Raw genomic sequence first — 24,327 nt, 5'->3', positions numbered from 1 at the left:
AATTTAAGAAGCCATCACATGCTTAAGCCTGAGGTTCTTTTAAATATTCCTCAGTACGAATTAAAGCTGCTTGCATGTTGCAAATAGCCTGTTCTACATCAGCTAAAGTTTTTGCATTTCCGCCACTTAGCGCCTGACGCCATTTACGCGCACCAGGTAAATTTTGGAATAAACCCAAAATATGACGTGTAATGATGGAGAGTGGAGCACCTTCCGCCATACGCTGTTCAATATAAGGTAGCATTTGTTCCATAATCTCGAATCGGTCTGGAGCTTCCAAATTCCAAAGCTGACCCATTTCCGCGAGTAAGTACGGATTATGATAGGCTTCACGGCCAATCATGACGCCATCAACATGCTGTAAATGTGTTTGAGTTTCAGCAAACGTTTTAATGCCGCCGTTAATTTCAATGGTGAGATGTGGGCGCTCTTGTTTTAAACGATAGACATCTTCATAGCGTAAAGGTGGAACTTCACGGTTTTCTTTTGGTGACAGGCCTTTCAAAATAGCAATACGGGCATGCACTACAAAATGAGTGCAACCTGTTGCTGCAACTGTATCTACAAAATGAAGCATCTCTTCATAAGAGTGCATGTCATCAATCCCGATACGGTGTTTCACCGTTACCGGAATGTTTACTGCTTTTTGCATAGTGTGAATGCATTCAGCAACCAAATCTGGTTCTGCCATTAAGCAAGCACCGATTTTATTGTTCTGTACACGGTCACTTGGGCAGCCTACATTGAGGTTAACTTCATCGTAACCCCAGTCTTCAGCCATTTCTGTGCAAGTCGCAAGCTCTTGTGGGTTTGAACCACCTAACTGTAATACAATAGGATGCTCTTGTGCACTGTAGTCTAAATGGCGTTTAGCATCACCAAATAGAATCGCACCTGTGGTCACCATTTCGGTATATAGCACAACATTTGGGTTAAACAAGCGCGCAAAGAATCGATAATCCTTCGTTGTCCAATCCATCATGGGTGCGACAGAAATACGAGGTTGTAACGATTGAAGTGATTGCATAACCAATAGCCCAAAAGTCGCTAAATTAATGAAAGGGCAGCATTATACGAGGTTTATGCTTGAATCGACAGAGGCATTTAGCCGAGTAATTTATAACCACCCTTGGGTTGAATATAGGGAGATGATTTATAACAAGTTACCTTATTGGGAAATCATTTTCTTTTTTTGTAAGATAGCATCAAACAAGCTAAACAAAATACAAAGTACAACTAGCCCAATACCAGCAAGGCAAGTCATGGTCCATCCGCCACGGTTCCACGCAAAAATTCCTAATGCTGAGCCTCCTGCGCCTCCAATAAAGTAAGTGGTCATATAGATGGCATTAATACGAGATTTTGCATCTGGTCGTAAACGGAAAATAATGCTTTGGTTGCTTGTGTGTACGAGTGCTAGCGCTAACTGAATTAAAGCAAAACCAGCAATATAACTCGCAAGCAAAGTTTGTCCATAATAAAAGCAGAGCCAGCTTAACAGGAATAAACCACAACCTATCCATGTGAGTAGAGTAGTACGTCCTTGATCGGCATATTTACCAATATAACGGGTTGATAAGGCACCAAAGATACCGACTAAAGGTACTAGTCCAATAAACAGATCAGGTAAATGATGTGCTGAGGTGAGGAGTAATGCGATGGTGGAATATAAAATACTCACAGATGCGAAGGCGAAAGCACCTGTAAGCGCTCTTAATAATAGTCTTTTCTCTTGTTTTAAAAGCTGAGCCATGGAAGCAAAGATCTGTCCATAGTTCATTTTCATGCGTAAAACATAAGGCAAGCGACTTTTTAAGGTATATGCCAACAGAAGCATTAATATGCCGCTTACCACATAAACCACTTTCCAGTGGAATAAGTTAGAAAATAGGCCAGCCAGACTGGTAGAGAGTAAAATACCAACCAATAGGCCACTCATTAAAAAACCAATGATCTCGCCAGTTTTTTCAGGTTTTACAGTCATTGTGGCAAGTGGAATAAGTACTTGAGCTGCAACCGAAAACAATCCTGCTAAAATTGTACCGATCCATAGCATGGGTAAATTAACAGCAAAAGCAGAAGTAAATAGGCCAACTGCACAAAGCACCATCAAAAACGGAATAGCCTTGGCTTTATTGACGATATCACCCATCGGAACAATAAAGAGCAGTCCGAGGGCATAAGACACCTGAGCAAATGTAACGGTCAATGCGGCTTGTGCTTGAGTAACAGCAAAGTCTTGTTGAATGGAGTGAATAAGAGGCTGGCAATAATAATTCACACCTGCACATAAGCCACATGCTGCTGCCATCAACCAAAGTAAAGGTTTATTTTGACTGATATCTTCAGGGGTAGACATGATGTTCTCTCGATTTTATTAGGTGTATGCGGTTGCTTCGACTTCAATGAGCATATGCTCTAATGCAAGGCGTGGTACAGGAATGAGTGTACAGGCTGGAAAAGGATGATTTTTCCATAAATTTTGCATAACTTTAATTAAAATTTCATGTTTTTCGACCGAGTGGTCAACAACTAAAACTCTTAACATGGCAATGTTGCTAAGCTCTGCATCGGCAGCAATCAAAGCATGTTTAATATTATCAATAGCTTGAAAAGCTTGTTCTTCAAAGTTTGGGCTTAATTCACCTTTTGAGTTTTCGCCACCTTGACCTGCAATATGAATAATCTTTTTAAAGTTTTCTACCACAGCAACATGACTATAAGCATTTGGAGTAGGGTCGTATAAAGTTGATGGATTTATTATTTTAAAAGTTTCTTGATTCATGGGACTCAACCGTTCAGTAAAATTTAGATGAGTATCCAACCTCAACTTAGGTTGAGGTCAAGAGAAATTAGTATTTTAATCTTTTCTTTCTGAGGGTAATTATCATGACACCTGCAATATTTAAAATACAGCCTACCCATTGCCACATATTGAGATGTTCATTTAAAAAAGTAACCGCGAGTAAAATAGTTAAAACTGGTCCTATCGAAGCAATCATGGCAGATTGAGAGGCGCCAAGTCGCTCAATACTTTGCATGAGCATAACGGTAGGTAAAACAGTGACCAAAAAGCCAAGTCCGACGCCGTACCAAATTACATTAGATGGAAGTTGTAATAGAAGTTGGATAGGCTGAGGAGTGCTTAATACATAGTGCGTTAATGTACCGATACAAGCGACTGTTAAAGCTAAACCTGTGAAATTCCAAGAACCAAATTTTTTAATTAATGGCGGGGTCAGTAGTAAATAGCCTGCAAAAGCCACAGCACTCGCAAACACGAGACTTGTGCCTAACCAGAATTTGCCCTGAATTGGTGCATTGTTGTGCTCTTGAAGCATGACCAATACAGTTCCACCATAACTAAGAAAAATGGCAAATAAACTTTTTGCATCTAATTTTTGTTTGTAGAGCAAGCTTGAGACTATGACGGTGAGAGTAGGATATAAAAATAGAATAATTCGTTCGAGTGAAGCACTAATAAACATCAGACCCATAAAATCGAGCCAGCTGGCAAAGTAGTAGCCTAATAGACCAGCAAAAATTAAAATTAGCCAATCCTTCTTTTTTATGCCCTGATTATGATGCCTGTTAAACCAGCAAATTAATAGAAAGAACGGTAAAGCACTTAACATGCGTAAAGCCATCAGGACTGTAGCGTCTACTAATGGAGAAAGGGCATAAGTCTGTTTAATAAAGATTGCTTTTGTACTGAATAGAAAAGCAGAGCAAAGAGCAAAAAAAGACCCGATTTGAAACGAAGATAAAGAAATTTTCATATACAAGACTGTATAAGAGAGACTGTTGTCTGCAAAAAAAAGAAAAAGCTTCCTATGTTACACCTCAAATCAAATATCGTGAATCATCAGTTCAAAATATGGGTATTTATTAAATAAATATTGGGTGGTATTTTAAAAAAGTTCAATTAGAATCCAAATTCTGTACAAAGAATACACATGGGGGAAACATTGCAGGTTGCAATGTTTTTGACAATGAGAAATTAGCTTGAGGAACGCTCATGCAAATCGGAATCCCAACCGAAACTGTCGTCGGTGAAAATCGTGTAGCTGCTACGCCAGAGACAGTAAAGAAGTTGATTAGCGCTGGTCATAGCGTTGTGATTGAACGTGGTGCTGGTGTAAAGGCTGCGTACATTGACAGTGCTTATGAACAGGTCGGTGCAACCATTACGGATGATGCCTATACGGGTAGTCAAATTATTTTGAAAGTTCGTGCGCCACAAGGTGGGGAAATTCAAAAACTTCCAGCAAATACTGCTGTTGTAGCAATGTTTGATCCTTATCGTAATACCGAGCTAGATCAGTTTGCGAATCAGCAAGTTTCTGCTTTTGCATTGGAATTGCTTCCTCGTACGCTTTCTCGTGCGCAGAACATGGACGTATTGTCTTCTCAGGCAAACCTTTCTGGTTATAAATCAGTTTTGCTTGCTGCCGCTGAATATCAACGTATGTTCCCAATGCTTATGACTGCTGCTGGTACTGTAAAACCTGCTCGTGTTGTGATTATGGGCGTGGGCGTTGCAGGTCTTCAGGCAATTGCAACGGCAAAACGTTTAGGTGCAATTGTTGAAGCAACTGATTTACGTCCTACCGCAAAAGATCAAGTTGAATCTTTAGGCGGGAAGTGGTTAGACGTACCAATGTCTGAAGAAGAGCAACAACGTGCAGCTGACGCCGCTAAAAATGGTTATGGCTGGATGCCGGGTGAGCAATACATCAAAGACCAAGCTGCGATTGTAGATAAAGCTGTATCTAATGCTGATATCGTGATTACCACTGCATTGTTGCCAGGTCGTGATGCACCGCGTCTGATTAAGGCTGAAACTGTTGCCAAGATGAAACCAGGCTCTGTCATTTTAGATATGGCTGTTGAAACTGGTGGTAACGTTGAAGGCTCTAAAGTTGGCGAGACTGTGTTTACAGAAAATGGCGTGAAAATTTTGGGTGTTCCAAATATTCCAGCAACTGTAGCGACAGAAGCTTCCGCACTATATGCGCGTAACGTATTCAATTTCGTAGAAACTTTATTCGACAAAGAGAAAAACTTTGCGATTAATCAAGAAGACGAAATCCAAAAAGCCCTATTGGTCACTCATGGCGGTCAAGTACTGCTTAAGCGTGGTTAAGGAGATTTCTCATGGTTGAAACTATTACAATTTTCGTCCTTGCCATCTTCGTAGGTTATTACGTAGTTTGGGGTGTTACACCAGCTTTACATACACCACTTATGGCAGTAACCAATGCGTTGTCATCTATTATTGTAGTGGGTGCAATGTTGCAAACTGTGGGTCTGCCTATTTTGGGTGTAGATGCTAACGTTGCATTTCAAAGTGTGAATGTGGTGAGCGTACTGGGTGCGATTGCGGTATTTTTGGCAAGCATTAATATTTTCGGCGGCTTTGCAGTGACTGCACGCATGTTGGAAATGTTCAAGCCTAAGCAAAAGAAATAAGAGGGCTTTGACATGGAATTTATTCAAGCAAATGCAAATTGGTTGTACCTTGTAGGCGCAATTCTCTTTATCTTGACGCTTCGTGGTTTGTCTGGCCCTAAAACAGCAATTCAAGGTAACCGTTACGGTATGATCGCGATGGCGATTGCTGTAGTTACGACCTTCTTTGTTGCGAATAACCCAGTCATCTGGATGATTGTTGGCGCAATGGTGTTGGGTGCAATCGTTGGTATTGCCCGTGCTCGTACTGTGCCAATGACTCAAATGCCTGAAACTGTTGCATTGATGCACTCGTTAGTTGGTTTGGCTGCTGTCCTAATTGCAATTGCTGCAATTTTACACAACAACCAACTCACTGCATTGTTTGCTCAAAATGAGGCGGCTTTAACTGCGGCTGGTGTGCAACATGTGCACATGAGCAGTGTTCACTTATTTGAATTGTTCGTAGGTTGTTTTGTTGGTGCGATTACCTTTACTGCATCTGTATTTGCATACGGTAAATTGGCTGCAAAAAAATGGGCGAAAACGATTTCTGGTGCATGGGTTAAACCGGTTCAAGCGCTTATCTTTATTGCGATGTTGGCTTGTGGTTTCTACTTCTTTACCACTGGCAACATGACTGCATTCTGGGCAATGACAGCACTTGCACTTGCATTTGGCTGGGTATGGATTGCACCAGTTGGTGGTGGTGATATGCCTGTAGTGGTATCGCTTCTTAACTCATTCTCGGGTTGGGCTGCGGCAGGTATTGGTTTTACACTTGAAAACAACATGTTGATCGTTGCGGGTTCTCTCGTGGGTTCATCTGGTGCGATTCTGTCGTACATCATGTGTAAAGCAATGAACCGTTCAATCATCAATGTATTGTTTGGTGGTGCAATGGGTGGTGCAGCGGTTGCTACAGCTGCTAAAGGTGAGCAAGTTCAGCGTAACCACCGTTCTGGTTCTGCTGATGATGCTGGCTTCTTGATGTCAAATGCCGACAGCGTTGTGATTGTACCGGGTTATGGTATGGCGCAAGGTCGTGCACAAAATGCTGTAAAAGAATTGTGTGAAATTCTAAAAGAGCAAGGTGTTCGCGTTCGTTTTGCAATCCATCCAGTTGCTGGCCGTATGCCTGGTCATATGAACGTATTGCTTGCAGAAGCAGACGTAGCATATGAAGACATCTTGGAAATGGATGAGATTAACTCAGACTTCCCTGCAACTGATGTGGTGCTTGTAATTGGTGCAAACGACGTAGTAAACCCTGCTGCGAAAGATGATCCAACTTCACCAATTTATGGCATGCCGATTCTTGAAGCACATAAAGCGCGTACGATCATGGTGATTAAGCGTTCTATGGCAACAGGTTATGCAGGTCTGGACAACGATTTGTTCTATAACGAAAAAACAATGATGATCTTTGGTGATGCGAAGAAAGTTGTGGAAGATATGACAAAAGCAATCAATGGTGGCGGTCACTAATCTGCCCTCAATTAGGATTGTAAAAGCCACCCTCGGGTGGCTTTTTTATTTGGTCTATTTGTTTAAAGAAATTTTTCTACAAGGTCCATTGACTGTTGATAGAGGTCACGTGCCAGTTGCTGGTTTTTTGCGTGTGAAGATTTCCAGTCTGGCATGTGCGCACTGACATATTCGCCATTACGATTCTGCCATGCATCTCCAGTTGCCATTTCTGTAATGAGATTTGCTGGAACTGAGGTTGGGACTAAGCCTAATTTCATCGCTGCATAAACTGGTTTTGGTAAGTCACGATAAATATCAGAAGCGACACCACCCGGATGCAATGCATTGTTGGTAATTGAGCTTCCAGCTAGCTGTTCTGCTAAAGCATTGCTGAATAATAAATTTGCAAGCTTCGATTGCCCATAATAGAACAGGGGATTGTAAAAACCTTCTGCTCGAAACTTGTTGGGTTTAATGGAGCCCACCCAGTGTGCGATGGATGCGAGATGAATAATCCGTGCTTCAGACGATTGTTGTAAAACTGGAAGCAATTTTTGAGTTAGTAAAAAATGGCCTAAATAATTAACGCCAAATTGCTGCTCGAAGCCATCGACAGTCAATTGCTTGGTCTTGGCAAATAACCCTGCATTGTTAATGAGTACATCAAGGCTACCATAGCGATCTGCAATCTCGTCGGCTGCATTTCGAGTTAATTCAAGACTGTTTAGATCGAGAGAAACTAAGTCGACTTGTCCTTGGTTAAGGATGCGTAATTTGTTTTGTGCAGCTTGAGCTTTTTCTGGATTTCGACACGCTAAAATAACATGTTGCCCTTGTTTAACGAGTTGTTCTGCTGTGGCGAAACCAATACCTGTGTTGGCGCCCGTAATCAATATTCTCACTTTCTGTGCTCCGGTTATGCTATTTATTGGTGGGGACTTCAAGAAATTGTATATTGCTGCAAATCTGACAATTTGTCATGTCAAATTTAAAAATGGGTGATGAGTAACGGCTTTTGCTTAATCTCTATAATCAAAAAATGGAAGTATTTATTATTTCTATTTAATGTAATGGTGAGAGTTTCAAGAACTATAATTAGCTAGTTTTTACTTTTACTGGATGCTAAGAATGATAATATTTGATTGATATATAATAGTTGTTTGAGGGGTTTAAGTGGTCAAAAAAATAATATTTTTCATAATCTCATTTATCAGTTTTTTCTTTTCTTCGGTAACTTTGGCAGAGCCTCTTGAGGAGGTGAGTGAAAAATATGCAAATTGTTTGATGAGGCAAGTTGAGCCTCAAATAAAAATGAATAAAGATGAAAATGATATTGTTAAAGATGCTTTCTATAAATGTGGACAAGAGGAAAAGGAGTGGATGGGGGTAACTGATATAAAAAAAATGGCGGGTGAAGATTATAAAAATATAAGTGATGAGCAACTCAAACTAATTTCTGAGCTACAAAGTGATATTGTCAAGAAAATGAAGATGAATATGACTGAGGAAATACTCAAAGTTATTCGGGAAGAAAGAAAAAAGCTAATACATAATAAAGTATAGGGGGGGTAATGGAAAATATCACCTTTAACAATTAAAAAAGCGGCTCAAAAGAGCCGCTTTTTTTAAAAGCAAAATTTTAAGCAACCGACTCTGGAGCGGTACGCCATAAGCTTTCTAAATCGTAGAATTTACGAGCTGTTGGTAGCATCACATGTACTACAACAAAGCCGAGATCAATCAAGATCCATTCTGCATCTCGTTCACCTTCAACGCCAATCGGGCGGAAACCGGCTTTTCGAGCTTCTTCTGCAACATTGTCAGCGAGTGCTTTGACATGGCGAGTAGAAGTACCACTTGCAATTACAATAGCATCAGAGACATTGCTAATTGAGCTAACATCTAACTGGAGAATATCTTTTGCTTTTACATCAACTAAAGCGTCATGAACAACTTTGAGACAAGTCTGTACGTCTTTATTTGAGGTGTTCATTGCGAAATCGTGAGAATTAGACACGCTGGGCGATGGTTCTAAATTCATATAGGGTATATTTTCCTGACAATTACTCACTATCTAATATAGTGGTTTTCGCGCTAAATTTCAATCAGAAGTCGTAACAGTTTATATATTTACATCATCCGAAAAATACTTTTTCTTCCAAGTAAATGACTGATTTGAAGTATTTTCAGGCTTATATTCTGCTGCAATATAGTTTTGATAAGAGCTTTGCTTTAACCAAGAAAAAATTTGTTCATAAGGAATTTGGGCTGTATCTGGTTCATGACGGCCCGGACAGTCCGCAAATTGAATATGTCCAATTAAGTTAATATTTTCTTGCAAACCCTCAAGTACATCTTCGCCCATCATTGCCATGTGATAGCAGTCATATTGCATTTTGAGAGCAGGATGATTGACCGCTTCTAGCATTTCTTGTCCCTGCGCAATATTCTGCACCAAAAAGCGTGGCATATCTGTACCGTTAATCATTTCAAAAACGGGTTCTATACCGTGTTCACTAAGTAAGTTACAGGCAAGTTTTAAATTAGCTGCTAATGTTTTCAAACAAGGGAGTAGGTCGGCATCTAGAGGCTGTTTCCCTGCCAAAATATTGATACGGGGAACTTTTAAAGCAGTGGCATAGCTAATTGCTAATTCTAACGCTTCACGAAAAGCTGTTTCTTGACCGGGTATGCCAGCTAAACCATTTCCACCTTGCATCAGATCACCCGCAGGCACATTGATTAGACAGAGGTTAAGGTTGTAGCGTTCGAGTTGAGTTTGAATATCGGAAATAGCCAATTCATAAGGAAATTGAATTTCTACATATTCAAAGCCCTGTGCATGCGCCAGAGCAAAGCGTTCAATTAAAGGAACTTCGGTAAAAATCATGGATAAATTGACTGCAAGACGACCCATACTCAAACTCCGTTTATTTTTGCTCTATTAATTGAATCATAGTAGCTAAATCTTTCTCAGCAAAGCCATTTTTTTGGTGAGTTTGTAGCTGTAGTAGAGCTTTTTGTGCAACAGGGATGTCTAAATTAACATTGTTAGCCAATGTTACTGCGTTGTTAAGATCCTTAGATAATGTTTGAACTTTCCACTGAACTGGTTCAAATGTATGAGTTGCCATGCGTGGAGTTAGAATTTGAAAGGGTTTGGAGTCAGCAAATCCACCAGCTAGGGCAGGAGCAAGCAAAGTTGTATCTACACCAGCTCGATCTGCAAGTGCGACAGCCTCTGCAATAAGAGCGCTGTTGGCTGCAACAATAAGTTGATTACAAATTTTGGTGGCTTGGCCGGTTCCTGTATCTCCCATGCGAGTCACACGTTGGGATAGAACATTATAAATAGGAGTTAATTCTGTAATAGTTTGAGCATCACCACCTGCAAAAATGACAAGAGTGCCTTGTTCTGCACCTGCTGTCCCACCTGATACAGGTGAGTCAATCCATATGACATCATGAGTTGTAGCTGCTTGAGCAAGAGTTTTCGTTGCGGCAACAGATAAACTCGAGAAATCAACAATAACCTGTTTAGCTTTTAAGTTAGGCTGAATTTGCTCAAATACAGCTTTTACTGCTTTGTCATCTGCCAGACAGATTAAAATAACTGGATACTCACCAATATTTGAAAGTTCTAAAGATTGTGCACCGATATCAAGAAGTTCGTCACATGCAGAGGCGGTTCGATTCCAAACAGCAACTTGAAAGCCAGCTTGAATAAGGCGGGTTGTCATCCGACTTCCCATAAGCCCTATGCCTAAAAAAGCAATAGCGGTGTTGCGATCAAAATTCATAATCTAAGCTCTTATTTATATTGGCGTGGTAAAAAATTAACTTCCGGATGTTTGTCTTTTTTACGAGCAAGTTTGCTATTTTTACCAAGTAATAATTTAAGTTGCCAGATTTTTTCTAGACGTAATGACTTTTCTGGTTGATGTTCCATTGCGTCAAGTACACGTTTTGCCGCAGTGAGGGCATCAGGTGAGCGCTGCAACATTTCAGATGCAATCTCATTTGCTCTCTCTAAAGGAGAATCACTTAAATGAGTTACAAGGCCAATTTCTTTTGCATAATTCCCATCAAAAACACGGGCAGTTAAGGTGAGTTCTTTTGCAAGGTCAACGCTAATTAAGCCTTTTAATGAGCGAGTAAGTCCCATATCAGGAACTAAACCCCAACGGCTTTCCATAATCGACATTTTTGTTTCTGGATGAGAAATTCGGATGTCAGCAGCCAAAGCGAGTTGCATACCAGCGCCGAAACAATATCCTTCTAGTGCCGCAATAACAGGTACAGGTAAATTCTGCCAAGTCAGAAATGCTTTTTGAAAAAGACTTTGTCCTGGTTTTACAAGTTCCCAAATGGCAAAAGCAGAGTTTTTGGGATTGTTGAGATCAGATAAATCAATGCCCGCACTAAACACATTTCCTTCGCCTGTCAAAATAACACAGCGAATATCTCTATCCTTTTTAATTGCTTTTGCAGTTGAAACTAACTCTTTTAATAAGGCAAAACTCATCGCATTGCGTTTGTCTGGACGGTTTAAATATACCGTTGCAATGCCATTATTTTTTTCAATACGTAAGAGTGCCATGAGATTCCCGCTTCTTTTTTTATAGATGAACGGAGCATAACATGGCTGTAATCTGGAAACATGACAGCTCAGTCATGCCTATTTGGTAGATATGTTAGTCAGGTATCACCAAGATCTGGTGAGCAGCACTTTCTACCTCTTTAACCACAAGACCTAATTCATCAAAGCGCTGTATAACTTCTTCAATGAAGCCTTCATCTGCTATACGGCGTTCTTTACGTAGCGTTGAAATAAATTGTTCAAAGTCACCTGTAACTTGCTGTAGTTTCGGTGCGCCTACATAGCGAGTGGCACCATACAGGCGATGTAAAACATGCTCAAGTTGAGGGAAGTCTTCAAGCTCAATGAGCTGCTGCATTTCATCTAGCTCAGTTGGAAAACTATCAACTAACATTTTAAGTAGATCGTGTGCTAAGTCTTCTTTATTTGCTGCAAGTTGCAAACTTTGTTGCCAGTTTAAAATTTGTGGGTCTAAAGCTTCTGCAACTACATGGTGATCTTTATCTATGGCTTTTGCTGTAAAGTTGTTTTTAGTCCATTGCGTTAAGATCTGGATGATTTGCTCCATTTGAATTGGCTTGGTGACATAGTCATTCATGCCTACTTTAAGAAGCTTTTGCTTTTCATCGGCAAGGGCGTGGGCCGTTAACGCAATAATTGGAAGCTGCATTTCTCCATCGAGCGTTGACTCTAAAGAACGGATAGCACGTGTGGTATCAATGCCCGACATGACAGGCATTTGGATATCCATAAACACCAAATCAAATGGTTTAAGTTTCTGATCAATTCGTTCTTGAATAAGGTTAAGCGCTTCTTGGCCACTTAATGCTTTAGTTGTTTTAACGTTTAATTCACCCAACAAAGCTTCTAAGACAATTAAGTTTGGTAAATGGTCATCTACTGCCAGAATGTGTAAACCTTGACCATTAAAATCTTGTTGTTCTTCTTCAAAAATAGGTTGGTTGCTTAATAATTGAATGAGTCCACTACGGCTTAATGGTTGATATAGAGGACGAGCGCGATATTCACTGAGCATGTTTGGCTCAAGCGTCATTTGATAACCATAGACTGCTAAATTACCTTGATAACGGCTACGGATTTCTTTTAATAACGCTTCGGTATCACCGCTATGATCAACGATAAGCCATGTATTATCTTTCTGATCAAGATGTTTTAAGCGACTAAACAAGTCTAGAATCGATTGTGTTTCGATATGAGGAACATGGTAGTTTTCAAGGTAGTAACGTAAAACACTTGCTGTAGCAGGGTGCGCAAGGTAAGACACCACTTGTAAATGCTCAAAGTGCGGGTGTTCGATTTCGTAATCTTCATCTACCACAAATTGTGCGGTAAACCAGAACGTAGAGCCTTTTTCTGTTGGTGCACGTTCTTGATTGTCCTCAAAGCCAATTTGACCATGCATCAGATGAACAAGCTGTTTAGAGATAGCAAGACCTAAACCAGTACCGCCAAATTGACGTGTAACTGATGCATCGCCTTGCGAGAATGATTCAAATAATTTTTTACGATCTGTACCACTTAAGCCAATACCACTATCTTGAACACTAAAATGAAGCAGACATTGCCCAATATCATCATGTTCCATACGAACACGAACAATAATTTCACCATCTGGAGTGAACTTGATTGCATTAGAAATCAAGTTGGTCAGAATTTGCTTGAAGCGTAACGCATCACCAATAACCTGTTGTGGAATATTGTCCGCATAGTAAAAAGCCATGGCGATATGTTTTTGAGCGGCCAAAGGAGACAGCATATCCATAACATCAAAAATGGCTTCTTCTAAATCAAAAGGTGCTGTTTCAAGCTCTAACTTACCCGCATCAATTTTTGAGAAATCTAATACATCGTTAATTAATGCCAATAAATGGGCAGATGACTTGCGAATGGTTTGTAAATAAAGATTTTGTTCGTTATTTAAGTTTTGCTGACGAAGCAATAGATGAATAAAACCATCAATACTGTTGAGAGGCGTTCGAAGCTCATGACTAATATTGGCAAGGAAAACTGACTTAGCTTGGTTTGATGAAATCGCTTGGTCACGTGCTTGACGATAGGTAATGTTTTGGACTTCTAAGGTATCTAATGTTCTGCGTAAGTCTTCTTCTGTTTGTTCAGTGTGTTCTTTTAATTCTAAAAAGCTAAAGTGCAATCGCTTAACAACGTTTGCAATATCGCGCTGTAGTAAGCGTAGCTCCCCAGTACTATTAATGACTAGATGCTGGTCTAGAGTATCTGCATTTAAACGTTGTAACTGCATGCGAATTTCATACATCGGCGCAATCCAGCGACGAGAATAAAAATTCAAGCATAGTAAAAGTAGCAGTAAGGTCATTAATCCAGTAATGACGAGGGCAATCATAATGCGATAACGTGCCAACTCTAAAGGCTGGTTATCCATTTCAATCACTAACCAGACAGGCGCTTTTCCAGCTTTATTACTAATCTGTAGCCCATAAATATTGTTGTGGTTATAAGAAATTGGACCAAAAAAATTATTACTACTGGGAAAGCTAGGCCAATAACGATTATCACGATAACCAATACTTAAATAAGTCTGTCCATTGTTATCGATGAGTACTGCGCGTTTAAGATTTTTTTCGCTAAACATGCTTTGCATGATGTGCTGAGCATGATCGTATTCATCGGGCTGTAGTTCGACCAGCGTATACAAATCTTTCGCAATTTGATTGTAGCGAGCTAAAATTGCTGAGGCATGATGTAGCTGTTGTTGTTTTACCGAATGTGACGTTTCAGTTAAAACCAGAAAAGCACCGACCCCTGTTAAAATCATAATCGGCACAAAAATTAGAGCAATCAATTGCCCATATGCATGATTCAGACGTAAGCGTTTCGATATGGTTTTATTGAAATTAGACATGGCTACATCAGATTTATCTCTCTGTACGGCATCTTATCACGCTTTATTTTAAAACAGACGGCATTTTATAAATGACCGAGCTTTAATCGCTTTCATGAAAAAGCATATTGAAATGGGTGCAGTACCGAGCATTTTTTCATACAATAGGCCCACCTCGATATAGGTGTTGATCATGAGTAATACACAACCTGACTTTTTAGCCGACAAATTTTTGTTAGATCACTATGTAGGTAAGACACCTCTAGTTCGTTTGCAGCGATTGGCTTCTCATACGCAAGCGACGGTTTTAGCAAAATTGGAAGGTAATAATCCGGCAGGTTCTGTAAAAGACCGTCCTGCATATAACATGATTATGCAGGCAGAAAAACGTGGTCAAATTAAGCCAGGTGACACTTTGATTGAGGCAACCAGTGGGAACACGGGTATTGCTTTGGCAATGGTTGCCGCAATGCGCGGCTATAAAATGAAACTTATTATGCCGAACAATATGAGTCAGGAGCGTAAAGATGCGATGCTGGCTTATGGTGCAGAGCTGATTGAAGTAACACCACAGCAAGGTATGGAAGGTGCACGTGATTTAGCCTTGCAAATGGAAAAAGACGGTAAAGGGCACGTTTTAAATCAGTTTGGTAATCCTGATAATGTTGAAGCTCATTACTTAACGACAGGCCCTGAAATCTGGAAACAAACAGGTGGGAAAATTACCCATTTTGTAAGCTCAATGGGTACAACTGGTACCATCATGGGTGTTTCTAAATATTTAAAAGAACAAAACCCAGATATTCAGATTGTTGGTTTACAACCAGCGGATGGATCAAGTATTGCTGGTATTCGCCGTTGGCCAAAAGAATATTTACCTACTATTTTTGATAGTAGCCGTGTGGATCGTACTATTGATATCCCACAAATTGATGCTGAAAAAACCATGCGTAAATTAGCGCGTATGGAAGGCATCAGTGCGGGTACATCTTCAGGTGGTGCAGTATGGGCATCCATCAAGATTGCAGAAGAAAATCCAGATGCTGTTATTGTTTGCATTATCTGTGACCGTGGCGATCGCTACTTGTCTACAGGACTGTTTTCAGTACAGGACGATAACTCATAATTGAGAGAAATAATGCGTTTCCCAACCTTAGTTTTTGATATTGAAACTTTAACTGATTTAAAAGCGGGAGCGCATTTATATCATCTTGATTTGCCAGAGGCTGATGTAGAGCAAGCGTTGACTAAACTGCGCCGTCAAGAATCAGGCATGGATTTTCAGCGCTTACCTTTGCACGAAATTGTTTGTATTTCTGGTCTATGGATTGATGAATCAGGTTTTAGATTATTTTCTTTTAGTCGTGAACAATATTCTGAAGCCGAAATTTTACAGAAATTCTTGTCAATTTTTGATAAACGTCATCCGACTTTAGTGAGTTGGAACGGCTCGCAATTTGATTTACCCGTCATTCTATTTCGTGCGATGTATCATGGGCTTTCTGCACCGGGCTTGTTTGATCAAGGTGAGATTGATAGCCAGAAGCGTTTTAATAATTACCAAAACCGTTATCACCATCGTCATATTGATTTAATGGATGTGATGGCAATGTTTAACGGGCGTAATTTTCAAAAGCTTGATGATATTGCCTGCATTTTAGGTTTGCCGGGTAAGCGCGGTGAGTCGGGTTATCATGTGCCGGAATATGTCCGTACGCAGCAGTGGTTAAAACTGACCAGCTATTGTGAAGGAGATGTACTTAATACATGGTTCGTCTATGTACGTTGGTTGTTATTAAAAGGACAATTAACTGTAGATGAGCATAATGATTGGGTAAACTCTAGTATTGATTATTTGAAAAATATTCCTCAGCAAGCAGATTTTCTTGAAGTATGGGAACGTACCTCAAAACATACTGAATTTACTTCACACTATTTTAATCCTTTAGATTTTTAGGTTCATCCTTTGAAACAACAAGCCAAATCTCGCAAGCCCCAACAACCTGAATACATTTTTCAGGTTGAAACACTTTCTCATGAGGGGCGGGGAATTGCGCATTATGGTTCTCATCCTGATCATCCCGCAGATAAGCATGGCAAGAAAGTTTTTATTCGTTATGCATTGCCCGGAGAAACTGTAAAGGCCAAGATTACCCATCAAGCAAAGCGTCTTGAAGAAGCTGAGATGGTGCAGTTGTTAGGAGAACCTTCAACTCATCGTATAGATGCAATTTGTCCTCATTATGGTATTTGCGGCGGCTGTAGCATGCAGCATATCCATCCTGATGAACAAATCCGTTTAAAGCAAAGTGTGCTCCAATCACATTTACAGCATTTTGCAGGTATTCAACCTGAACAATGGCTAGAGCCGATTCGGTCTTTACAAAGTGATTATCGCCGTCGAGCACGAATTGGTGTGCGCTATTTGCCGAAGCCAGATCGCTTAATTATGGGGTTTCGTGAACATCATAGTAATCGCTTAACTTCTATCCATAGTTGTAGCGTTTTGGATAAAAATTTATCAAATAGTTTGCCTGAGTTACGCATTTTACTCCAAAGTCTAAAAGGCAAAGCGCATATTGGTCATGTAGAATTAGCAAAAGGTGATCATGAAATTTCTTTATTGGTTCGTCATGTAGAAAAATTAAACAATTCTGATGTCAACCAATTAAAGCAATTTGCGTTAGACAAAGGGTGGCAGTTGTATTTGCAACCTAAGGGTCCTGGAAGTATTCATCGTATTGATGATGAAAAAGGTGCTTTACGTTTACATTATGCTTTAGAGAGGTTTAATGTAAATTTTGCTTTTTCGCCATTGGATTTTACGCAGGTCAATGCCACAGTAAATGAACAAATGGTTCAATTGGCATGTGAATTGCTTCAATTGCAATCAGGTGAAAAAGTACTTGATCTATTTTGTGGTTTAGGCAATTTCTCACTCCCGTTAGCACGATGTGTTGGTGAGAGTGGACAGGTTGTTGGTGTGGAAGGGAGTGAAGAAATGGTTCAACGGGCAACAGCTAATGCAAAATGCAATAGTTTGGTGCAGGCAACCTTCTTTTCACAAGATTTAACAAAAGATTTTTCGCATCATTCTTGGGCAAATCAAGGATTTGATGCATTATTGATTGATCCTCCTCGTGCTGGTGCATATGAAATTATGCAGTATGTATCAAATTTTGGAGCAAAAAGAATCGTTTATGTATCATGTAATCCAGCTACACTGGCAAGGGATGCAGGTGTTTTGGTCCAATATGGTTACCAGTTAAAAAAAGCAGCTGTGATGGACATGTTTACGCACACAGAACATGTTGAATCCATTGCACTATTTGAAAAAATTCAAGAGATAAACGATTAAAAACATGAGTTACATATTGAGGAGAATGGTATGGTCACAGTACGTGAACAGTTACCTGAACAACTAACTGAGTTGTCCGAGGAAACGACTGTAGAGCATGCCGCCGAAACGCAAATCGGTTTAGCCTCATGGTTGGATCGGGTGCGTGAAATATTAGATGGGGCGAAGCTTGAACAGCTTGAAAAAGTTGCGAATGAAACCCTGCAAAAAGAGTTAGAATCAACGGTTAATCATCGGTCCAATACTTTCGCTACTGGCGTTGGAATGGCCGACATTTTGGCACATCTCCATGTAGATGAAGATACTCTATCGGCAGCCATGCTCTATCGTAGTGTGCGTGAAGACATTACTGATATAGAAGAAGTAAAAAAGAAATTTGGAGATCAGGTCTATAACCTTGTCAAAGGCGCTTTGGCAATGGGTAAACTCTCGGAACTCATTGAAAAAAATAAGCGGTTAGAAGACCACTTCAATAACAATCAACGAGAACATTTAAGTGGCATTTATAAAATGCTGATTTCGGTCACCGAAGATGTTCGTGTTGTTTTAATTAAACTTGCTGAACGTACCTATTCTTTACGAGAGCTGGCAAATTCCTCTCGTGAACGTCAAGAACGCGTAGCACGTGAAATTCTTACTATTTATTCGCCATTGGCACATCGACTCGGTATTGCTCAGCTTAAATGGGAACTTGAAGATCTCGCTTTTCGCTATTTAGCTCCAGATCGTTATAAAGAAATTGCGTCATTACTGAATGAAAAACGTTTAGAACGCGAACATTATATTCAGTTCGTTATTGATCGTTTAAAAAATGAGTTGGCGTCTTACGGAATCGAGTCAGAAATCACAGGTCGAGCAAAGCACATTTATTCGATTTATCGAAAAATGAAAAGCAAAAACCTGAGTTTTGATCAGCTCTATGATATTCGTGCCTTACGTGTGTTGGTTAATAGTGTCCCAGAGTGTTACCACTCTTTGGGTATCGTACATCAAATCTGGCGTCATATTCCGCATCAGTTTGATGACTATATTACCAACCCAAAAGCAAATGGTTATCGCTCTTTGCACACTGCTGTAATTGCTGAAAATAAATCCCTTGAAGTACAAATTCGTACTCATGAGATGCATGACGAAGCAGAGTTAGGCGTATGTTCGCACTTTAACTATAAAGAAGGTTCAAAAAATACCGACCATTCCTTTAACCATCGTTTGCATTCGTTGCGTGCTGTTCTAGAACACTATCAAGAACGTAATGAAACGACGGTACATCAAAACGAAGATGAAACAGAAGGCTTTGATCAACTACAAGATTTTGAAGGCTTTGAGAAGATTTATGTTTTCAGTCGTGATGGTGATATTAAGGAATTGCCACGTGGCTCAACAGTTTTAGATTTTGCTTATCATGTGCATACAGAAGTAGGGAACAAGTGTTACGCAGCGCGAGTTAACCAGCGTTATGTGCCATTAACCTATACTTTAAAAACTGGCGAACAGGTTGAGATTTTAACTAAAAAAGATCGTGATCCAAACCGAGATTGGTTGGTGAATTCTTTGGGTTATATTAAGACCTCTCGTGCTCGTGACAAGCTGCGTCATTGGTTTAGACAACAAGATCGTAGTAAAAATCTTGAAGTAGGCCGTGAACTTCTTAATAAAGAACTAGCTCGTTTAGCAATTCACCCAAAAAGTATCGACCTAAATGATTATTCATCACATTTTAATGTAAAAACAGGTGATGACATTTTGGTGAGCCTAGTAAGCGGTGATATTAGCTTACATGCCTTGATTAATCAGGTGAACCGTCAAATGCATCTAGATCAGGATGAACCTGAACTAGTGCTTAAACCAGCATTAAATCCGCGTGCAAGCCATACGTTATCGGCCCACGGAATTTTAATTGATGGTTTAGACAATGTAGAGCTGCACATTGCTCAGTGCTGTCAGCCCGTACATGGTGAGTCAATCGCTGGATACATTACTTTGAATCGTGGTGTTAGCATCCACAAAGTCATTTGTTCAGACTACCAACGTATGATTAAGCAAGAACCAGAGCGTGCTGTTGAAGCCGATTGGGAAATGCAGCCAACGCGTGGTCAAAGCGTTCAAATTGTGGTGGAAGCTTATGATCGCCGTGGTCTGCTTAAAGACTTAACTCAAGTGATTTTCTCTGACCAAATCAATATTCGTCAGGTCAATACAATTTCTGAAGCAGATGGTATTGCCAATATGAAGTTGTTAATTGAGGTTAAGGGTTTAGCACAGCTTTCTCGTTTGTTGGCTCGCTTAGAGCAGCAGCCTGGAATCATTAGTGCACGACGCATGATCCAAGGTGTTTAATTAAATTGAGTAATTAAAAAGGCTGTCATTTGACAGCCTTTTTAATTCGAATTACTTTCTTGATAAATAAATATTAGTTAAGCGATTTAGAAATTGCGGACTTAAAGTCGAAAGTTGATAAAGTAGTTTGGTTTTTATGCCAACAGGCGTATGAGTAGGAGTCCAGAAATGAGCTTTTTTCTCTACGAGCGTAAGGACCTGTTGAGCAATATCATTCGGTGTTAAGTCGATTCCCATATTTTGAATGGTGCCTGCATCCATATTTTTGACCATTGCTGTTTGTACGAATAGCGGCATCACATCTAAAACACGAATACCGTATTTCTTCCATTCCACATCTAAGCCTTCAGTAATCCCCCGAACAGCAAATTTACTAGCCGAATAAGAAATCAAATCTGCTTGTCCATAAATTGCAGAAGCTGATGAAAGATTGATGACTCGTGCAAAAGAAGCTTGCTTTAAATAGGGGAGTGCAGCATGACAGCCATTGATGACACCGTTTACATTAATATTTATTGTCCTTTGGTGGGATTTAATATCAGTCGTTTCAAATGCACCAGAATATAAAATACCGGCGTTATTTACCAAGATGTTAAGTTCACCAGCCCAGTCAGTAAACTCTTTTAATATGTGTTGCCATTGGTTGTAATCACTTACATCTAGATAGCCAGCACATGCATTTGGCCCTAAATCACTTGCCAGTTTTTGAGCAAGCGACTCATTAATATCATAAATGCCTACTTTATATCCCTGTTGGTAAAATACACGTGCAATTTCTGCCCCAATACCTTGAGCGGCGCCACTAATCAGAATACTGTGTCTCATCTTTTTTCTCTTTGTCAGTACAATAGTGCGACTGATTTAATCGCTTTGATTTTGATCATAACAAATTAAAATCTTAGTTTTACTGACCGACTTTTTAAACCTGAGGGTTACCATGGATAAATTGCTTAAAATTATGCAAGAGTTACGTGAAAAATGTCCGTGGGATCAGGCGCAAACACCCATGACTCTTACGAAATATGCGATTGAAGAAGCCTATGAGGTCGAGGCTGCTATTCGTCAGGGCGATATTAGTGAAATTCGAAATGAGCTGGGTGATTTGCTATTACAAGTGGTGTTTCAATCACAAATGTTTAGTGAACAAGGTGCTTTTAATTTTCAAGATGTGGTTGAAGCAATAAGTGAAAAGTTAATTCGTCGCCATCCACATGTTTTTCAGCCAGATCAATTTAATAACTTAAGTTCTGAACAAGTAAGTGAACTCTGGAAACAAATTAAACAACAAGAAAAGCAAGGAAAGAGTCAATCGCGATTAGATGAACTAAAGCATGGACCAGCACTATTACAGGCACAAGAAATTCAAGAAAATGTAGCAAAAGTTGGATTCGATTTTGAAACTGTAGAAGATGCTTATGAAAAACTAGAAGAAGAGCTGGATGAGTTCAAACAGGCACTAAGAAATCAAAATATTGATGAAATTCAAGATGAATTTGGAGATTGCCTGTTTTCATTAGTCAATGTAGGACGTAAACTTGCGATTTCAAGTGAAACATCACTTTTATCAACAATACATAAATTTAGAAGCCGTTTTGCTTTTATTGAAGATCAAGCGAAAAAACAGCAAAGAACATTAGAAGACATGACCTTGTCTGAAATGGATGAATTGTGGAATCAGGCAAAGCGGCAGTTAAAGTTAGGGGAAAAAACACATGCAGCTCAGCATGAATCTTTGGAAGAGTAAGTATTATATTTTTATTGTTTTATTTTGGAGCCTGATTTCATCAACACTGATTCAGGCCCAATCTTTTGATCAAAATTTTAAGGAGTGGAAAGCTAAACAGCAGATGTATGATCAGAAGTTAAGCATTCAGCACTCCTCTCATTCTAATGTTTCAAAAAGTTCAACAATTTCTGATTCTTCAGGGCAAGTTCACTTGAATCAAGCCAATATTGATGAGCTTCAAAAGCTAAAAGGGATTGGTGAGAAAAAGGCTCAGGCGATTGTAGAATACCGCCAAAAGAATGGTGGTTTTAAAAATATTGATGAATTTAAAAACGTAAAGGGCATTGGTCCAGCCATTTTTGAAAAGAATAAAACACGGTTGAGTTTATAAATCATCTGTTTGTCAATTGTCATTTCATGCGCAAACTACAGAGAATCAAATTGCCCTTTGTGTGCGTTAGAGCTATGATTAGCGACAACTTGTTATTTACGTCCTGACGTAGGAGACAGCGTCTTTTGCAAACCTTGCGAGCGTCAAAATGTGGTTTGTCCACAGCCCAACTTCCTTCTTCGATTTTAGATGTGATCGATAGCCTGACTAAAGCTGGCTATGAAGCTTATATTGTTGGGGGTGGTGTCCGTGATTTAATGCTAGGGTTTAATCCTAAAGATTTCGATGCAGTCACCAATGCGACACCTGCTCAAATTAAAGAAGTTTTTGGCCGACGTTGCCGAATCATTGGCCGTCGATTTGAATTGGCACATGTCTATTCAGGGCGTGAGCTGATTGAAGTTGCAACATTCCGTGCCCCTCCTAAAAAAGCAGTTACGAGTGCCTCAGGCATGATTTTACGTGACAATAACTGGGGTACCATCGAACAAGACTTTGCTCGACGTGACTTTTCTATCAATACCTTATATTACCAACCGCGTAAGGCTATTGTGCTCGATTTTTGCAAAGCAATTGACGATGTTAAAAACAAAACTTTGCGTTTATTGGGTGATCCAACACAGCGTTTTGAAGAAGACCCTGTGCGTATGCTGCGAACTCTACGCTTTGCAGCCAAGTTAAATTTCAAAATTGATTCAAATATTCTCGATATATTTGATGCCGAAATGACGCAATTATTGCGTGATGTCTCGCCGCATCGTTTATATGATGAATCTCAGAAGCTCTTCACAATGGGACATTTGGCGCGTGTTTTGCCAATGTTGATTGAGTTCGGTGTCTGGAAGCAACTTTTTGCCGATATTCAGCCTAATCTCACTGCATTTATTTTAAGAGCAGCAAAGAATACAGATCAACGTATACAAGTGGGTAAAACAATTAACCCTGCATTTTTCTATGCGGTTTTATTGTGGGAGCCGTTTTTAGAGCGTTGTGAATTTTATTTATCTAAAGGTATTGTGCCGGCCGAAGCGCGTGCACAGGCTGGTTTAGACGTCTTAAAACGCCAAGCGACACGTACAGTGATTCCTCGTTTTGCAGAAACTTTTATTCGTGAAGTTTGGGAAATGCAGACTCGTTTGCTCAATCCAAAACCACAGCAAATAGAAGCATTGGCAGGGCATGCTCGCTTTCGCGCTGGTTTTGACTTCTTATTACTCCGTGAAAAGTCAGGTGATGACACAACACAAGGAATGGGAAGCTGGTGGGAATCCTACCAAGAAATGTCAAATGACGAAAAAGAAGCTGCTATTAGCCAATATAATCGTCAGAAAGCTAGAAACCGTCGTAAAGCTGCTGCTGAGCCTATTGAAAATAATAAAGTTGAGACGGAAATTGAACCTTTAGTTGATATTCCGGAACCACGCACTCGCCGTGGGAAAAAAGAACGTACTAGACAAGATCAGGCAGTAAGCCGATTTGTTGAAAAAGCGACTGCTTTGGACGCAGGCGTGATGGGCGATCATCCAATTTTAAAACGTAAGCGGGTACAACGTGATTTAAGCCAAGTTGTTTTTGGGCCAACACAATGACAATAACCACCTATATTGGTTTAGGAAGTAATTTAGGCGATTCACGTCAAATTTTATCTGAAGCCATTGCCAAGCTTAAAGCCTTAGGAATGGTTAAAGTTTCTAGACTTTATCAAAGTCCACCTATGGGGCCTCAAGACCAGCCAAATTATTTAAATGCAGTTGCAGAATTAAATACGGATCTTGCGCCTTTAGATTTGCTCGATCATTTACAACGTTTTGAGCAAGAGGCTGGTCGTGTACGACTTCGTCGTTGGGGTGAGCGAACCTTAGATCTGGATTTGCTTATATATGGTAATGAAAAAATTCAAAATGAGCGCTTAACTGTGCCGCACATAGGAATTCTACAACGAGATTTTGTTGTAATTCCCTTATTAGATTTAGATGCAGATTTACAACTGAATGGTCAGCCACTCAAAGATTTAGAGCTGATACAGCAGCCGACACTGACTGTACTTGCTGATGAGTCTTGGGCTTAAGCTCTCGATTCATTATGTTCTGCGAACTCCTGTAGAGGATATCAT

23 protein-coding genes are annotated in these 24,327 nt (G+C 39.9%); 12 read left to right on the top strand and 11 right to left on the bottom strand.

Annotated features, from left to right (window positions below):
* Positions 1–22 precede the first annotated feature (22 nt).
* The 4 genes from dusA to ACLBWE_RS09055 all read right to left on the bottom strand — a co-directional run bounded on the left by dusA (position 23) and on the right by ACLBWE_RS09055 (position 3,779).
* Positions 23–1,027 (bottom strand): tRNA dihydrouridine(20/20a) synthase DusA, encoded by a 1,005-nt coding sequence (dusA, locus tag ACLBWE_RS09070; RefSeq protein ID WP_424612441.1) that lies wholly within the window; start codon positions 1,025–1,027, stop codon positions 23–25.
* A 141-nt stretch (positions 1,028–1,168) separates the two neighbouring features.
* Positions 1,169–2,359, bottom strand: coding sequence for an MFS transporter (locus tag ACLBWE_RS09065; RefSeq protein WP_348951678.1), 1,191 nt, complete (start codon positions 2,357–2,359; stop codon positions 1,169–1,171).
* A gap of 18 nt (positions 2,360–2,377) precedes the next feature.
* On the bottom strand, positions 2,378–2,785 hold the full coding sequence (locus ACLBWE_RS09060; RefSeq protein WP_348951680.1) for a RidA family protein: 408 nt from the start codon (positions 2,783–2,785) through the stop codon (positions 2,378–2,380).
* A gap of 67 nt (positions 2,786–2,852) precedes the next feature.
* The gene (locus ACLBWE_RS09055; RefSeq protein ID WP_348951682.1) at positions 2,853–3,779 is read right to left on the bottom strand and encodes a DMT family transporter; all 927 of its coding nucleotides are present in this window, start codon (positions 3,777–3,779) and stop codon (positions 2,853–2,855) included.
* Positions 3,780–4,018: 239 nt separating this feature from the next.
* Here ACLBWE_RS09055 and ACLBWE_RS09050 point away from each other — a divergent pair, with 239 nt between their 5' ends.
* Genes ACLBWE_RS09050 through ACLBWE_RS09040 form a run of 3 tightly spaced genes read left to right on the top strand, consistent with a single transcriptional unit; the run spans position 4,019 to position 6,939 of the window.
* Positions 4,019–5,146: a Re/Si-specific NAD(P)(+) transhydrogenase subunit alpha gene (locus ACLBWE_RS09050; protein WP_004641209.1), complete on the top strand. Its 1,128-nt coding sequence runs from the start codon at positions 4,019–4,021 to the stop codon at positions 5,144–5,146.
* Between the two features lie 11 nt (positions 5,147–5,157).
* Positions 5,158–5,472: a proton-translocating transhydrogenase family protein gene (locus ACLBWE_RS09045; protein WP_003654992.1), complete on the top strand. Its 315-nt coding sequence runs from the start codon at positions 5,158–5,160 to the stop codon at positions 5,470–5,472.
* A 12-nt stretch (positions 5,473–5,484) separates the two neighbouring features.
* On the top strand, positions 5,485–6,939 hold the full coding sequence (locus ACLBWE_RS09040; protein ID WP_198496535.1) for an NAD(P)(+) transhydrogenase (Re/Si-specific) subunit beta: 1,455 nt from the start codon (positions 5,485–5,487) through the stop codon (positions 6,937–6,939).
* A gap of 62 nt (positions 6,940–7,001) precedes the next feature.
* Here ACLBWE_RS09040 and ACLBWE_RS09035 read toward each other — a convergent pair whose 3' ends face one another.
* Entirely contained in the window at positions 7,002–7,823 is an 822-nt protein-coding gene (locus ACLBWE_RS09035; protein ID WP_447602445.1) for an SDR family NAD(P)-dependent oxidoreductase, read from the bottom strand.
* Positions 7,824–8,094: 271 nt separating this feature from the next.
* Between ACLBWE_RS09035 and ACLBWE_RS09030 the strand changes: the two genes are divergently transcribed.
* Complete coding sequence (locus ACLBWE_RS09030; protein WP_447602443.1) at positions 8,095–8,484, top strand: hypothetical protein; 390 nt, start codon at positions 8,095–8,097, stop codon at positions 8,482–8,484.
* Between the two features lie 76 nt (positions 8,485–8,560).
* Here ACLBWE_RS09030 and rsfS read toward each other — a convergent pair whose 3' ends face one another.
* From rsfS to ACLBWE_RS09005, 5 genes are all read right to left on the bottom strand, one after another.
* The gene (gene rsfS / locus ACLBWE_RS09025; RefSeq protein WP_003654998.1) at positions 8,561–8,962 is read right to left on the bottom strand and encodes a ribosome silencing factor; all 402 of its coding nucleotides are present in this window, start codon (positions 8,960–8,962) and stop codon (positions 8,561–8,563) included.
* An 81-nt stretch (positions 8,963–9,043) separates the two neighbouring features.
* Complete coding sequence (locus ACLBWE_RS09020; protein ID WP_447602440.1) at positions 9,044–9,838, bottom strand: hydroxypyruvate isomerase family protein; 795 nt, start codon at positions 9,836–9,838, stop codon at positions 9,044–9,046.
* 13 nt (positions 9,839–9,851) lie between these two features.
* On the bottom strand, positions 9,852–10,721 hold the full coding sequence (locus ACLBWE_RS09015) for an NAD(P)-dependent oxidoreductase (protein WP_447602438.1): 870 nt from the start codon (positions 10,719–10,721) through the stop codon (positions 9,852–9,854).
* 11 nt (positions 10,722–10,732) lie between these two features.
* A complete protein-coding gene (locus tag ACLBWE_RS09010) occupies positions 10,733–11,521 on the bottom strand; it encodes a crotonase/enoyl-CoA hydratase family protein (protein ID WP_005036819.1) in 789 nt (262 codons plus the stop codon).
* A gap of 94 nt (positions 11,522–11,615) precedes the next feature.
* Positions 11,616–14,423, bottom strand: a complete 2,808-nt coding sequence (locus ACLBWE_RS09005) for a GacS-like sensor histidine kinase (RefSeq protein ID WP_447602436.1) — start codon at positions 14,421–14,423, stop codon at positions 11,616–11,618.
* Between the two features lie 172 nt (positions 14,424–14,595).
* On the opposite strand from ACLBWE_RS09005, the gene cysM reads away from it, so the two are divergent.
* Genes cysM through ACLBWE_RS08985 form a run of 4 tightly spaced genes read left to right on the top strand, consistent with a single transcriptional unit; the run spans position 14,596 to position 20,097 of the window.
* Entirely contained in the window at positions 14,596–15,528 is a 933-nt protein-coding gene (gene cysM, locus ACLBWE_RS09000) for a cysteine synthase CysM (protein ID WP_447602434.1), read from the top strand.
* Positions 15,529–15,540: 12 nt separating this feature from the next.
* Positions 15,541–16,359, top strand: coding sequence for a 3'-5' exonuclease (locus ACLBWE_RS08995; RefSeq protein ID WP_017391245.1), 819 nt, complete (start codon positions 15,541–15,543; stop codon positions 16,357–16,359).
* Between the two features lie 9 nt (positions 16,360–16,368).
* Positions 16,369–17,760 (top strand): 23S rRNA (uracil(1939)-C(5))-methyltransferase RlmD, encoded by a 1,392-nt coding sequence (gene rlmD, locus ACLBWE_RS08990; RefSeq protein WP_447602432.1) that lies wholly within the window; start codon positions 16,369–16,371, stop codon positions 17,758–17,760.
* Between the two features lie 30 nt (positions 17,761–17,790).
* Complete coding sequence (locus tag ACLBWE_RS08985) at positions 17,791–20,097, top strand: RelA/SpoT family protein (RefSeq protein ID WP_003655013.1); 2,307 nt, start codon at positions 17,791–17,793, stop codon at positions 20,095–20,097.
* A gap of 51 nt (positions 20,098–20,148) precedes the next feature.
* On the opposite strand, the gene ACLBWE_RS08980 is transcribed toward ACLBWE_RS08985, so the two are convergent.
* Positions 20,149–20,922: an SDR family oxidoreductase gene (locus ACLBWE_RS08980; RefSeq protein ID WP_080026313.1), complete on the bottom strand. Its 774-nt coding sequence runs from the start codon at positions 20,920–20,922 to the stop codon at positions 20,149–20,151.
* A gap of 112 nt (positions 20,923–21,034) precedes the next feature.
* On the opposite strand from ACLBWE_RS08980, the gene mazG reads away from it, so the two are divergent.
* The 4 genes from mazG (at position 21,035) to folK (ending at position 24,282) form a co-directional block, all read left to right on the top strand.
* Positions 21,035–21,841 carry a nucleoside triphosphate pyrophosphohydrolase gene (mazG, locus tag ACLBWE_RS08975; RefSeq protein ID WP_447602429.1) on the top strand — a complete coding sequence of 269 codons (807 nt, stop codon included), beginning with the start codon at positions 21,035–21,037 and terminating at the stop codon, positions 21,839–21,841.
* Complete coding sequence (locus ACLBWE_RS08970; RefSeq protein ID WP_447602427.1) at positions 21,810–22,214, top strand: ComEA family DNA-binding protein; 405 nt, start codon at positions 21,810–21,812, stop codon at positions 22,212–22,214. The genes mazG and ACLBWE_RS08970 overlap by 32 nt, the downstream gene beginning before the upstream one ends.
* 125 nt (positions 22,215–22,339) lie before the next feature.
* On the top strand, positions 22,340–23,803 hold the full coding sequence (gene pcnB / locus ACLBWE_RS08965; protein ID WP_447602425.1) for a polynucleotide adenylyltransferase PcnB: 1,464 nt from the start codon (positions 22,340–22,342) through the stop codon (positions 23,801–23,803).
* The gene (gene folK, locus ACLBWE_RS08960; RefSeq protein WP_447602423.1) at positions 23,800–24,282 is read left to right on the top strand and encodes a 2-amino-4-hydroxy-6-hydroxymethyldihydropteridine diphosphokinase; all 483 of its coding nucleotides are present in this window, start codon (positions 23,800–23,802) and stop codon (positions 24,280–24,282) included. Before pcnB ends, folK begins: the two co-directional genes overlap by 4 nt.
* The last annotated feature ends 45 nt before the right edge of the window (positions 24,283–24,327 follow it).

The sequence above is a fragment of the Acinetobacter sp. M5A5_2a genome (genome assembly GCF_053345265.1).
This window is presented reverse-complemented; position numbering and strand designations above follow the sequence as displayed.

Coding starts and splice junctions, on each gene's coding strand:
- ACLBWE_RS08970 (WP_447602427.1), top strand. CDS start 21,810: ATGCAGCTCAGCATGAATCTTTGGAAGAGTAAGTATTATATTTTTATT.
- cysM (WP_447602434.1), top strand. CDS start 14,596: ATGAGTAATACACAACCTGACTTTTTAGCCGACAAATTTTTGTTAGAT.
- ACLBWE_RS09020 (WP_447602440.1), bottom strand. CDS start 9,838: ATGGGTCGTCTTGCAGTCAATTTATCCATGATTTTTACCGAAGTTCCT.
- ACLBWE_RS08985 (WP_003655013.1), top strand. CDS start 17,791: ATGGTCACAGTACGTGAACAGTTACCTGAACAACTAACTGAGTTGTCC.
- ACLBWE_RS08995 (WP_017391245.1), top strand. CDS start 15,541: ATGCGTTTCCCAACCTTAGTTTTTGATATTGAAACTTTAACTGATTTA.
- ACLBWE_RS08980 (WP_080026313.1), bottom strand. CDS start 20,922: ATGAGACACAGTATTCTGATTAGTGGCGCCGCTCAAGGTATTGGGGCA.
- rsfS (WP_003654998.1), bottom strand. CDS start 8,962: ATGAATTTAGAACCATCGCCCAGCGTGTCTAATTCTCACGATTTCGCA.
- ACLBWE_RS09045 (WP_003654992.1), top strand. CDS start 5,158: ATGGTTGAAACTATTACAATTTTCGTCCTTGCCATCTTCGTAGGTTAT.
- ACLBWE_RS09065 (WP_348951678.1), bottom strand. CDS start 2,359: ATGTCTACCCCTGAAGATATCAGTCAAAATAAACCTTTACTTTGGTTG.
- ACLBWE_RS09040 (WP_198496535.1), top strand. CDS start 5,485: ATGGAATTTATTCAAGCAAATGCAAATTGGTTGTACCTTGTAGGCGCA.
- ACLBWE_RS09005 (WP_447602436.1), bottom strand. CDS start 14,423: ATGTCTAATTTCAATAAAACCATATCGAAACGCTTACGTCTGAATCAT.
- folK (WP_447602423.1), top strand. CDS start 23,800: ATGACAATAACCACCTATATTGGTTTAGGAAGTAATTTAGGCGATTCA.
- ACLBWE_RS09010 (WP_005036819.1), bottom strand. CDS start 11,521: ATGGCACTCTTACGTATTGAAAAAAATAATGGCATTGCAACGGTATAT.
- ACLBWE_RS09060 (WP_348951680.1), bottom strand. CDS start 2,785: ATGAATCAAGAAACTTTTAAAATAATAAATCCATCAACTTTATACGAC.
- ACLBWE_RS09055 (WP_348951682.1), bottom strand. CDS start 3,779: ATGAAAATTTCTTTATCTTCGTTTCAAATCGGGTCTTTTTTTGCTCTT.
- dusA (WP_424612441.1), bottom strand. CDS start 1,027: ATGCAATCACTTCAATCGTTACAACCTCGTATTTCTGTCGCACCCATG.
- mazG (WP_447602429.1), top strand. CDS start 21,035: ATGGATAAATTGCTTAAAATTATGCAAGAGTTACGTGAAAAATGTCCG.
- ACLBWE_RS09050 (WP_004641209.1), top strand. CDS start 4,019: ATGCAAATCGGAATCCCAACCGAAACTGTCGTCGGTGAAAATCGTGTA.
- ACLBWE_RS09015 (WP_447602438.1), bottom strand. CDS start 10,721: ATGAATTTTGATCGCAACACCGCTATTGCTTTTTTAGGCATAGGGCTT.